Source organism: Nostoc sp. NZL, assembly GCF_015714705.1.
Taxonomy (GTDB): Bacteria; Cyanobacteriota; Cyanobacteriia; order Cyanobacteriales; family Nostocaceae; genus Nostoc; species Nostoc foliaceum_A.
Map to the genome: position 1 here is coordinate 1 of NZ_WBKL01000109.1, position 11,937 is coordinate 11,937.

The 11,937-nt window shown below is 43.1% G+C and carries 14 protein-coding genes and 1 tRNA gene; 3 read left to right on the top strand and 12 right to left on the bottom strand.

The window, feature by feature from the left end:
• On the bottom strand, window positions 1-603 hold a 603-nt coding region (locus F8R90_RS15250), incomplete at its 3' end, for an RNA-guided endonuclease InsQ/TnpB family protein (protein ID WP_196511439.1).
• 170 nt (window positions 604-773) lie between these two features.
• Between F8R90_RS15250 and F8R90_RS15255 the strand changes: the two genes are divergently transcribed.
• Window positions 774-983, top strand: a complete 210-nt coding sequence (locus F8R90_RS15255; RefSeq protein ID WP_196511440.1) for a hypothetical protein — start codon at window positions 774-776, stop codon at window positions 981-983.
• A 184-nt stretch (window positions 984-1,167) separates the two neighbouring features.
• Window positions 1,168-1,365: an NblA/ycf18 family protein gene (locus F8R90_RS15260; RefSeq protein ID WP_196511441.1), complete on the top strand. Its 198-nt coding sequence runs from the start codon at window positions 1,168-1,170 to the stop codon at window positions 1,363-1,365.
• Between the two features lie 161 nt (window positions 1,366-1,526).
• On the opposite strand, the gene F8R90_RS15265 is transcribed toward F8R90_RS15260, so the two are convergent.
• The 7 genes from F8R90_RS15265 to F8R90_RS15295 form a co-directional block, all read right to left on the bottom strand.
• Window positions 1,527-1,709 (bottom strand): hypothetical protein, encoded by a 183-nt coding sequence (locus tag F8R90_RS15265; RefSeq protein ID WP_196511442.1) that lies wholly within the window; start codon window positions 1,707-1,709, stop codon window positions 1,527-1,529.
• Window positions 1,710-1,755: 46 nt separating this feature from the next.
• Window positions 1,756-1,989, bottom strand: coding sequence for an EF-hand domain-containing protein (locus tag F8R90_RS15270; protein ID WP_196511443.1), 234 nt, complete (start codon window positions 1,987-1,989; stop codon window positions 1,756-1,758).
• Between the two features lie 81 nt (window positions 1,990-2,070).
• Window positions 2,071-2,343: a hypothetical protein gene (locus F8R90_RS15275; RefSeq protein WP_196511444.1), complete on the bottom strand. Its 273-nt coding sequence runs from the start codon at window positions 2,341-2,343 to the stop codon at window positions 2,071-2,073.
• Between the two features lie 108 nt (window positions 2,344-2,451).
• Window positions 2,452-2,865, bottom strand: a complete 414-nt coding sequence (locus F8R90_RS15280) for a DUF3854 domain-containing protein (RefSeq protein ID WP_331000662.1) — start codon at window positions 2,863-2,865, stop codon at window positions 2,452-2,454.
• Window positions 2,866-3,162: 297 nt separating this feature from the next.
• Window positions 3,163-3,235 (bottom strand) — tRNA-Arg (locus F8R90_RS15285).
• A gap of 65 nt (window positions 3,236-3,300) precedes the next feature.
• A complete protein-coding gene (locus F8R90_RS15290; protein ID WP_196511445.1) occupies window positions 3,301-4,506 on the bottom strand; it encodes a murein hydrolase activator EnvC family protein in 1,206 nt (401 codons plus the stop codon).
• A gap of 275 nt (window positions 4,507-4,781) precedes the next feature.
• Window positions 4,782-5,189 (bottom strand): universal stress protein, encoded by a 408-nt coding sequence (locus F8R90_RS15295; protein ID WP_190899313.1) that lies wholly within the window; start codon window positions 5,187-5,189, stop codon window positions 4,782-4,784.
• Between the two features lie 89 nt (window positions 5,190-5,278).
• On the opposite strand from F8R90_RS15295, the gene F8R90_RS15300 reads away from it, so the two are divergent.
• Entirely contained in the window at window positions 5,279-6,481 is a 1,203-nt protein-coding gene (locus tag F8R90_RS15300; protein ID WP_196511446.1) for a phosphoglycerate kinase, read from the top strand.
• A gap of 83 nt (window positions 6,482-6,564) precedes the next feature.
• Here the strand turns inward: F8R90_RS15300 and F8R90_RS15305 are convergent, their stop codons facing one another.
• The 4 genes from F8R90_RS15305 to F8R90_RS15320 all read right to left on the bottom strand — a co-directional run bounded on the left by F8R90_RS15305 (window position 6,565) and on the right by F8R90_RS15320 (window position 11,811).
• Complete coding sequence (locus F8R90_RS15305; RefSeq protein ID WP_196511447.1) at window positions 6,565-7,764, bottom strand: DUF4159 domain-containing protein; 1,200 nt, start codon at window positions 7,762-7,764, stop codon at window positions 6,565-6,567.
• Window positions 7,765-7,878: 114 nt separating this feature from the next.
• Complete coding sequence (locus F8R90_RS15310; RefSeq protein ID WP_190899271.1) at window positions 7,879-8,907, bottom strand: phage tail protein; 1,029 nt, start codon at window positions 8,905-8,907, stop codon at window positions 7,879-7,881.
• A gap of 64 nt (window positions 8,908-8,971) precedes the next feature.
• A complete protein-coding gene (locus tag F8R90_RS15315; RefSeq protein WP_196511448.1) occupies window positions 8,972-11,170 on the bottom strand; it encodes a putative baseplate assembly protein in 2,199 nt (732 codons plus the stop codon).
• Window positions 11,171-11,397: 227 nt separating this feature from the next.
• Window positions 11,398-11,811, bottom strand: coding sequence for a GPW/gp25 family protein (locus F8R90_RS15320; RefSeq protein WP_196511449.1), 414 nt, complete (start codon window positions 11,809-11,811; stop codon window positions 11,398-11,400).
• Between the last annotated feature and the right edge of the window lie 126 nt (window positions 11,812-11,937).

Sequence of the window (11,937 nt, forward strand, 5' to 3'; positions counted from 1 at the left end):
CTTTTTAGGTAGGTCATATTTTGAACCAACTGACGTTATAGCAAAGTTCTTTAATCCTAAATCCACACCGATTGCGTCTCTAATAGCTACTACTGGCGTATTTTCTTGATTAAAAAGAATAGATGCGTAGTATTTACCGTCAGCATTTCTCGATATTGTTACAGTCGTGAATTTTGCATCCGGTAATTCTTTGTGAAACACGGTTTTCATTAAACCCAAATTCCCAGGAAACTTAATCACAGAGTCCTCTGACATCAGTTTCACGTTTTGGGGATATTGAATAGATTGCAAAGCATGTTTAGATTTAAAGTTAGGGAATTTAGCGCGTCCTTCAAAGAAGTTGACAAAAGCACTTGAAAGGTTAAATGTGACGCGCTGCAATACTTGACTGTACGCAAGTCCTAACCATTCAAATTCTTTTTTTAACCCAGGCAGTAACTTATCCATTGCTGCCTTAGAAAGACCTTTCCCCGTTTCTTTATAGGCAATAGTAGTGGCATTAAGCATATAATTCCACAACCATCGGGTATTACCAAAACATTGAGCTAGATGAGATTCTTGCTCATCAGTGGGATAAATTCTAACTTTAATTGCTCTATACATGGCATCGACCTTACCGTGTTTACTTATTCACAGTAACACATATTTCGACGATTGAATTATCAAAAACAAATATTTTGTTTGTTTCGTCGCAGTAGTCTTTCCTGTTTTCGCTACGCTCAAATATGGTCAGACTACACTCCTCAACTCACGCACATTCATCACAACACTGAATGGAGTACCATTTCAGTGTGAGCCTTCTGCTGTTTAAGGTAAACCCCGGCAAAGAGCAAATTTGTCATATTCAGATTCTCAAACTCCCGCCGCGACGCTCACCACTCTTGCCCAAGGTATTGCCCATCTCCTCCAACAGCGATCGCCAGCCGCAAGCAGAGGCTAAAAATGCTTTTAAAAACCTCAAAGTAGGAAAATTGAGAACTTAGGTTTTTACTTGGGTTGCCACAATGGAGTGATATCAAGGTTTTCAGCAGTAGATACGGCATTTCTAACCTACGCCGGTACGGTTTACACCCCTTTGATTTTTGTAAAGCCATCGTAATATTTATTTATATAAAGCAATATTTGCTTACATAAGCAAACTCAAATAAAAGAGTAGGTAATACAGCGATGAATCAACCCATTGAATTATCTTTAGAACAAGAATTTAGCCTGAGAACATTTGCAGACCAAGTGCAGCAGATGTCCCGTGAACAAGCTCAAGAGTTCTTGCTGATGCTCTATAAGCAGATGATAGTTAGGGAAGCGACTTACCAAGAATTGCTCAAACATCAGTGGGAAGTTGATTCAGGTTCAATGTTAGGCTAAAACAAACCTTGCTCCCGTTACTTTAAGTGACAGACAAGACAACGAACACAAAATTGTTTTTTTCAAGGGCAAGGCAATAGAGATTATTTGCTCCAAACTGGGAAACTGCAAAATAACCAACTCACAGTAACGGTTTTGATGGAATAGTGTACTACTCTGACCTACACCGCCACCAACCAATTGCACACCACAGAGGTACACCCGCTCTTAAAGTTAACCCAAATCTGCCACTGCCCCAGGTATGCGTTCCAGTAAGGCTCACCATCAGCAATGCCAACAGCCGAGCCTATTGTGGAGACTAGCTGTTGGTAGAACTGACCAGCGCTGTCCAAACCTTGCTGCAATTTCAGCTTCAGGATTTTTGGGTATTGGGTGTTAGGAATTAGGTTGCTAGTTTAAATTATTTGCTTTTTCAACTGCTTCCTTTAACTCTTCAAAAGTAATACTACCGTCTTTGTCTGAATCATAATTTACTAGCAATTCCTGGGGACTAGTGCTATTTGTTTCTGATGAAATGATTGCACTTAAGCCAGGACTTAAAAAAAGATCATTAATTGAGATTTTGCCGTCTTGATCCCTATCTAAGGTATTAAAAAGAGATTGAAGCTCTTGCTCGGTTGTCATAAGTTTTTATCTGAAGAACCGTTTTTCAACTTAGTATCTCATTAATCTCTGATTAATCTCTCAAAATTAAATAAACTTGTATCAAAAGACGTAGAAACGGCTATCGCTGGGGCTTAGATCGGATGTACGTTGTGGGTTACAGGGTTTACAGTCTGATGATGAAAATAAATCGACATAGACGCGCCTTCTTTCTAACATAGACAAATTAACAGACACCAACTCACTTTGAAGTGCTTCATCCCGATTTAACCACTGCCTAAAAATCGAATCACGCTCATCATCAGGGGTAACAAACTGGTAAACGCACTCCCGATTTTCACGCTTACCCAACCGACCCACATAGTCCAATTTCAAATCAATTTTGGCAAGTAACTTTTGAGCGATGTCTACGACGGGCTACACCTACGCAATCGGGGTCAATTTTTCATAAATGGAAACATTCAAGTAATTCTTGATGCCGCTTTAACGGAATCGATGGTTTTGTGCGATCGCTGGCGGGTAAGTCAACAAGGTAAACAGCTTGATTTCCCACAATTCCTGTGCAACGGCAGTGTTGTAGAGTGCTTCAAATGCTGGCTGACCCTTGGCAACGATAAAATCATCAACTCCTTTTTCTGGTCCTAAAGGTAAATCTATCACTCGCAGCGAACAACCCTCATTTACCAGCAGCCGTCCCATGCGACTGATAGCGGTTCTGACTCGCTGGACTGTCTCAGGTTTGTTGTCCTGGTCAAAGCAGATGTTAACCTGTCTCCCCTGTGTTGCAAAATGTTTTAAGTCGGGAATCAGAGATGGTTTACCGATGGCAATACCGTACTCATCCTGGGGGGTGCGGTATCCTGCGTTTACTCCCGGAATTGCGATCGCTGCATACATTACACCACCAGCCGCCTAGTTCAATGTGCTGGTATTTCTTCAAGTCTCTGTCTCGTAAGCGCCCATCATTGCGACGGGAGATTTTGGGGCTGTAGAGCAGATATTCATAGGGTGTTGTGCCGTGGATCAGAGACAGGTTTTATAAATGAATTATAAGCAAAATTTATATTACCAAGTCTAACCTATAACTTTTCTGTATTCCAGCTATCCGTTGCAATTCTGTCTCATAGGGTAGATTGGTTTTATCGCGTGAGAGAAAATGACCTCTCGATTTTGTGGTTAGTCTTGTAAAGGTAACGAGCGCGGAGGGATTTGAACCCCCGACCCACAGAACCGGAATCTGTTGCTCTATCCACTGAGCTACGCGCCCTTAGTCTTACACATTATAGCACGTCTGTGATAAAATTTGCAGCCTAGAAAAACTTGGTTTTTGGGTTAAAGATAATTAGCTGGGTCTACGGGTGTACCATTCCGACGGACTTCAAAGTGGAGATGGGGCCCAGTTGATAAACCTGTGGAACCGACAGCCGCGATCGCTTGTCCGCGTTCAACTGCTTGTCCGTCAGCAACATACAACTCGCTGCTATGTCCGTACAGTGTAGTAATACCATTGCCGTGGTCAATAATTACCGCTCTGCCATAACCACCATACCACCCAGCAAAAATCACTTTTCCCGAATCGGCTGCCCGAATTGTACTACCATAACCAGCGGCAAAATCTAACCCAGCATGAAACCGGCGATAGCCGAGAACGGGGTGCATCCGCCAGCCGAAGGGACTGCTAGTATAAGCATCGCTAGGATATGCCATTACTCCAGTTCCCCGAATAATGACACTGGTACGGCTGTTGGTTTTTGCTTGCGCCTCCTCTGTTGCTCTGGCTTCTGCTACCTTTTGTTGAATCAAGACTTCCAGATTTTTTGATTCCCTCTCTAGCTGGTTTTGCGCTGCTTCTAAGGCTAGGCGATCGCTATTGAGGCGTTGAATTAATTCTGATTGTGATTGCGCCTGGGTTTGATAATCGGCTTTTTGTGCCAACAGTTGCTCACGAATCAAGGCAATTTCGTTTTTTTGTTGTTCTACATCCGTTTTTTGTTGATTTATCAAGTTTGCTTGGGCATTGAGTTTTAGCAAAATTTGTTCGTCTGCCTGATACACTAACTTCAAATGATGACGACGGCTGATAAAGTCACTGATATTTTGACTTTGGAGCAAAACTGCCCATCCAACAGAAGCAGGCGATCGCTGAAGATAACGCAATCGTGCTACTGTTGCTATTTGCCGCTCTTCATAAGAACGTTCCGCCACAGCTAAATCAGTTTCCAACTGCTGGAGGCGTTGGGTGGCGAGTTGTAATCGTGATTCGCTCTCTTGAATATAGTTATCTGTAGCTTGCAGATTTTGCTTTAAACCAGTGAGGTGTTTTTGGGCCTCTTGTTGGAGATTTGTTAAGCGATCGCGATCGTTAACCACACTCTGACGCTGCTGGTTCATTTGTTGCTGCTGTTGTCGCAGAGTATCAATAGACCCTGTAGACGTTGCGTTAGCTGGAATTAATGCCAAATAAATCCACAAAATGCAACAAAATGCAATAAATAAACAGTAATAAATTGGCTTTTTTCTTAGAAATTGCGCTCTCATAGTGCGCAGCCCAATCAAAATGATGCTTTCATACACTATGAGGATTATTCCCAAAATCTGATTCACCCATTCCAATGCATTATTAAATTGGTCTGCCAAGTTGTAACACAAGGATTCCAACTATGTCAGCATTAACTTTTACACCTTAAGTCCCCACTGAATTCTGTAATCAGAATTCAGTGGGGACTTAAGGCGAAGTAAATTACCACATTCTTGCATTAGTGGGATAGATTCTAGCATTGAGCAACACACTCGCTCCTAGGCACTGATCACTGCTAAGGCACAATCAGCACTGGGCAAGGGGAAAGGTTAATCACGCGAGTGGTAACACTATCGTCCGCTCCTTCTTCAGTCAAGCCTAGACCCCGACAGCCCATAATAATTAAATCTGCCCCAATTTCATCAGCGACATCGCAGATAGTAAAAGCTGGTTTACCTTGTCTTTCCAGGACTTCGGATTGAATTCCTTGCCCAGAAAATAAAGATTGAGCATTTTCTAGCAGTTTGGCAACTACCTCTGGTGACACCATCGGATCTGGACTAGGCGCGTCTGGAGGCGGTTCTTCTACCACAGACAGCAGTACCAAGCGACTGCCGTACTTTTTAACTACGTTGGTAACAACATCAGCAGCTTCCCGTGTTTCCCGGCTTTGATCAATAGGAAATAGTACTGTCTTAAATATATCTGTCACTTGGGCACCCCTGACTCCGGTAAAATCTTGATGGTTCTACTTTCAAAACAATAACAAAAAGGCAATCAGGAGAGTTTGGTGTGTCCAAAAAAAGTTTAGCAAGTTTATCTTCGGCTGATATATCTGGGAAACGTGCCTTAGTGCGGGTTGACTTTAATGTGCCTGTGGATGATCAAGGCAACATTACCGACGATACTCGCATTCGCGCAGCTTTACCAACCATCAAAGATTTGACGCAGAAGGGTGCTAAGGTCATTCTCGCAAGCCATTTTGGTCGTCCCAAGGGTGTGGATGACAAATTACGCCTAACTCCCGTTGCCAAACGTCTCTCTGAGTTACTGGGACAAGAAGTCATTAAAACTGATGACTCCATTGGTGATGAAGTTGCAGCTAAAGTTGGCGCGTTGCAAAATGGTCAAGTGCTGTTACTGGAAAATGTCCGTTTTTACAAAGAAGAAGAGAAAAACGACCCAGAATTTGCGAAAAAATTGGCAGCTAATGCTGATTTTTATGTAAATGATGCTTTTGGTACTGCACACCGCGCCCATGCTTCTACTGAAGGTGTAACTAAATTCCTCAGCCCTTCTGTGGCTGGATATTTGGTTGAAAAGGAATTGCAATATCTGCAAAACGCCATTGAAAATCCCCAACGTCCTTTGGCAGCAATTATTGGCGGTTCCAAAGTTTCTAGCAAAATTGGCGTGATTGAAACGCTGCTGGAAAAATGCGACAAACTGATCATCGGTGGTGGAATGATTTTCACCTTCTACAAAGCCCGTGGTTTGAATGTCGGTAAGTCGTTGGTAGAAGAAGACAAGCTAGAACTAGCGAAGTCTTTGGAAGCTAAGGCTAAAGAACGAGGTGTTGCTTTATTGCTTCCTACAGATGTGGTATTGGCAGATAACTTTGCCCCTGATGCCAATTCTCAAACCGTTAGCATTGAGAATATCCCAGATGGTTGGATGGGTTTGGATATTGGGCCAGACTCGGTGAAATTTTTCCAAGAAGCTCTTGCAGATACCAAAACGGTAATTTGGAACGGGCCAATGGGTGTGTTTGAGTTTGATAAGTTTGCCGTAGGTACGGAAGCGATCGCTCATACCCTCGCCGAAATTGGTAAAACTGGTACAACCACCATCATTGGCGGCGGTGACTCAGTAGCGGCTGTGGAAAAGGTTGGTTTAGCCGACCAAATGAGCCACATCTCCACCGGCGGCGGCGCTAGCTTGGAGTTGCTTGAAGGCAAGGTATTGCCTGGAATTGCGGCTTTAGATGATGCTTAATAGCCATCTTTAGAATAATAATGTAGAGACGTTACATGTAACGTCTCTACATTAAAGCAATACTCAATCTACTAACTTGGCTTTCACCACTGCCCTGAATTATCTTCCTGTTGCAAACCGATCAACTGTCGCCGCTTCCAAGCATAGTGAAGAATATTAATTCCTAATTCCTGGGCTGTACGAATGGTCAATCTGGGTAAAGTTAATTCTCTATCCAGTCCCCAAGCAGTTGCTAAATCTCCAATTGCTAAAATAATTCCTCCACCAATTGACAGTTTAATCTGCTGTTGATTAACCATTGGCAAGGCAGCAAATAAGAAAGGTTTTGTCCTTAAAGGATGACTCCGTTGCAATTCTTCTAAAGGTCTTAAAGGACTTTCTAACTGTTGTGCTAATGCTTGAGTACTCTCAATTAGAGCATTAGCGTTTGTTGGTGCATCAACTAGAAGCACACCACCTAAATTTAAGTAATTTTTTAGAGATTCAAATTCGAGACTATTTAAAGATATGGCTTGTCCGCCGGTTAGATAAAGTAGGTCATAATCTTGGATATTCTCTCCTAAAGAAACCTGCCCTGGTTCATCAGCCCCTCGCAAACTAGGATACAAGGGTTCTACTGCTTGTAACAAATACGAAAGGCTGAAAAAATTACGCGCACATTCTGGATCGCTATGATTTGCCTGCGCCATACACACAAGTGCTTGGGGGCGCATTTGTGCTTGACGGCGATAACGCAAATCAATATTGTTATATCCAGGAAAGAAAGCATCCGCAGGTTGGGTAATTTCAGTATGCCCTGGTTGCAGGAGTATGCGGCATATTTCTATTTCTGAACTGAGTGGTGTAGAGTTCCTTTGGTCAATTCGATAAGTTTCTTGAACAATATCTCTTTGCTGTCCGCGCCGCAATTCGTCAGGGTCTACATAGCTAACTACTAAGTAGATCATGAGTGGTTCAGAACTTGCTACTTCTATATCAATGGGAAAATCATAAGAAGTCGGTACAACAATTAAATTACCCGCTAAATCAATTGCAATACCAGGTTGAATTTGCACCCAACGCCCATCTCGATATTTAGCTTCAACTTGGCTTGGGGCAGTCACATCTCGAACGCCTAAACCGCAGACAATTCCTGGTTGGTTTAAACTTTGATATTGGGCATTTTGCCGATTACGGTGGTAATCATGGGCTGTGCGCCAGCGTTCAGCATTAATTAGTAACCCGTCTGCGGCTTGTAGGCGTTCAAAGGATTTAATTGGTGGGGGTGGAAAAGGATGGGACATAGTAATTTTGGATTTTAGATTTTGGATTAAAAGTCTGTTTAATTTTACTTAATTACGAATTACGTTAGCGTAGCGGTAGCGAGTCCGCGAGCGTCATTACGAATTACGAATTATTTAATTAGGGGGATTTTCGATAGATAATTCGTATGTGCAGAAAGCAGGTTTTTCTTGCTCTATGATCCTTTGAATCAGTTGCTCATTAATAATGCCACTAGAAATATTTGAACGCAAACGCACTATAAAGTGATATGGTTGCCCACCTGCTAAAACTGCATTTCCTAGTTGGGCATCTCCTATGATGAAACTTGGCCCAAAAGGTTCTGTGATACTGATATGTTTATCAGCTTCATTAGGTAAATGTTCGTCTAGCGGTAAACCAGTATAAAGATGTAAATAGAGGCGTAATCCTTTACGAGTTCCTCGCCAGCGATAAAGTTCTACAGCCCGGCGAATTAAACGCCGCTGTTGTTGAAGATCCCAAACAGAATCTACTTGCCAAGCAACCCAATGAGCCATGAAGGGTAGTAATGCTTGCGGTGCTGTCAAGGGATCGAGGTTTGCCCACATGACATTGTAACTATTAACTATTGGTTGAAAAGCTTGCTCAAATATTTTCATGAAGCGACCAATAAAGTCTACTTCCCGATACAAAATCGGCAAGAATTCCATGTAAGCAGTGTAGGGACGGATGTATAAATCGAAATACTCGCTTCTCTCGATTTGTTCGTTGTCAGTGCCTGGGTCTATATGTAGAGTAACTAGACTACGAAAATTGAGCGTTAGCTTGTCTTTTTTTCCAGGAGCGATCGCTTCTTGGTCTTCAAAAAATGTGTCAGGAATTGAGAAGTAGAGGACAGCATCCATTTGTCCACGAGGCGGTATTTCACTGCCTTCTGTGCCAATCTGACACCACTGGGACGGGAAGTTTCCCTCAACGCTTAAGCTTACCCGCAAAGGACGCTGTTCTAAGTTTTGCACTTGTACAATCATCTCACTGGGATGCCCAGGATGCAAAAGTAAAGTACGTCCAGCAACATCCATATCTGCGTTCGCAAATGCTAAACCTGCCACAGGTAAAGCTTCAGGAATTTGCATTGGCGTTAATTGAATGCGTACAGATGGACTAGAGCGACTTTGAACCATAGGTTTGGGGGAGAATAACTACTGACAAATTACAAATTACAAATTACAAATTACGAATTACGAATTACGAATTACGAATTATTTGGATGTCGTGATTGGAACGCAGATTAGTATCAGCCCAAGAACATATTAAACCTTCCGAACCTGGGTCAATCAATTGTTCTGGTGATGGTTGTCGTCGCCAATTTTCTCCTTGCTTGCGGATGGGAAATAGTAAGACGGGGCCTAAATGACGCACGCCTGGGGTTTGTTGCAGTAATGCCACAATATCAGATGTATAAACTGGTCGCCCAAATGGCCAACCTTTGCCGTCGATTCCTCCAGTCAATGGATTTAAATATTTATACAGCGATCGCCTTAAATTTCGGCGAATTTCTTCGCTGGCAAAAGGGTTGTTGTATGCTGGCTCTAAAGCAATTTCTGTCTGTACAGAAACACCTACGTAATTTGGTTCTTGTAACTCTACTTGTACCCCTAATAACCGTCTTTCATCTAAGTAACTCAAAATTTGCTCTTGGAGGGCATTACTCAGGGCAAATTCTTCTGGTCTCATGCCATTGCCTTGAGCGATCGCATCTGTATTTGCGAATGGTACTACCAGCAAACTAACTATACCAGCTTGTCTACGAGAATTTACTGGCAAACAACGGACGCGGGCGATCGCACCTGCACCCGCCTGTTGAGTTAAAACTTCAAAATCTTCAGCAGTGACGGCGCGATCGCGCGTGCGGAGGATGCGGGGAGCCTTCATTACAGCTTGCTCCAGCGATTCGGCATCCGCCCCATTAATTGCTGGTACAGGATTTATCACACTAGCAATATAAGGATATGCAGACTTCAAAAACTGGATCGCCCCAGCTTGAACATTGCCTTCTCTGCCACCGCCTGTACGATAAGCAACCATTTTAATCTCTGAACCACGGGGAGGAATCGCCCCATACTGGTGTTCAGATTGGTTATTTTCTAGAACTTGTACAGATGTGTTGTCTAGTTGTGGTTGCTGAATTCGCGATCGCACTTGGGTTTGCTGTTTAAGTTGGCTAGGTTCCCGAATCAGCGGCCCAAACTGGATTGTACCAGTGATCGAATCGATGGTGTAATGGAAATTATGCGGCCCAGAATCAGCAAAATCTCTCACCTCAGTCCACTTCTGCGGCAAACCACCTGCGGGAGTAACTAAAATATACTCATTTTCTTTCCGTTCTAAAATTGGTGCTGTTTGTAATTGGAAACTCTGACCAGGTGTACCATCACTAATTCCCAGGCGCTCATCTTGAATCAGCGTACTGTGACTAGCCCTAACAGTACCGCCAATTGAACGCACTGCTAAACCAATAATTCGTGGCGGACGATTGTAACCAGATTCATTCGCTTCTGTACTAATAAAACTACAGCGTAACCAGCGACCTCGGTAAGAGGTAAAATTAGCCACAGGCCAAATTTGAGGTAAATGCAGACGTACTTCTGCACCTTGAGACGGGTTTCCACCCTCTTGGGCGATTTCATAAAAACTGAACCCGCGAGTCTTATCATCTGACTCTTGCAATAAAACTGATTGCCAATTTTCCCCATCCCAGGCTTCCCACTTGCGGGGTGGTTGATTGGGATTAATCCCAGCAGGGGTAGCCGCAGCCCCTTGGAAAATAATTTCTAAAACATTAGCGTCTAAAGGATCATCAGAATTAATTGCTAAATAAAAACAGTTCCCAGGCTGGGGTTCCTCTTCAAAAATCGGTTGTTCATTACCTGTCCAGTAACCGTTAGATTGACGAGTCCATGAAGTTGTGACTCTTTCGCGCAGAGATTGGGGAATATCTTCGGTGGTTTGGGCAGTTAAGAAATGTTGGATGCGGGGTTTGCCGATAATTAGAGGAGAATCTGTACTAAAAGTAATCGCTTCTGTAGTTTCAGTGCGGATAGTTGAGGCTTCTAATCCTGCTGGAATAGTGTAGGCTTCAGGTAGTGCAGCGCTTAAATAAAAAGTTAATTCCGTGCGGGCTGGGGCGGGAGGCTGGAGACGAATACCTAGTAATTCTAAGAAAGCTACATAATTTTTCCGAGGTACTTGGTTAAATCTGAGCAACATCTGGTCAGTTAACCAAGCAAATAACTCAATTAGCGTAATTCCAGGGTCGCTGAGATTGTGGTCAGTCCATTCTGGACAATAGCGCGGAATACGCATAATACATTCTTCCACCAAATCATCGAAGGCGCGATCGTCTAAGTTGGAAGAAGGTAATTTCGGTAAAAAGTCAAAGTTCATACCAATTTAAAAAAGAATGTGACAGATTTAATAATTCGTAATTCGTAATTCGTAATTCGTAATTAAATTTAGATTTATTAGTTTTTAAATCCCCTGGCTATACAGCCAGAAATTTGTCGGTGTCTGTCTTGCAAAGTTGCTTCTCTTCTCCCTGTAGGAGAAAACCGCACTTTCCGCTAAATCCCCATCATAAAACGTAATTACGAATTACGAATTACGAATTGGTATCATGGTTCCTCCCCAGCTGAAACCAAATAATAAGGATAAACAAAGCTATAAATATCGGGGCCGTCTTTGAGTCGATAATTGATGATAATGTCCACTCTGCCACGCACAGGGTCAGGATCAGTCAGAACTTCATCGATAGTAATGCGTGGTTCCCAAACTTCTAAAGCTTCCAACACATAAAGACGGATTCGCAGTAGGGTATCGCTATTCATGGGTGCAAACGCCAGTTCCGACAAGCGTGAACCAAAAGTAGGCCGATAAACCCGCTCACCTACTCCAGTGCGGAGGATAATCCAAATAGATTCCTTAACTTTTTGATCTTCACGGCTAAGTTGTATCCCACCTTGCACACTTAAATGCAGTGGATAAGCCCAACCTGTTCCCAAATAGGCTCGATCGCGACCATAAACCATATCTGGCACTTAGACAGCTGTTAGATGGATATCTTCAAAGATATCGGCACAGAAGGTTTAAGCCTATTCGCCAAAGGTCGAGGATGAAGAGGCAGAGGGGCTGGGGGCAGGGAGCAGGGGGCAGGG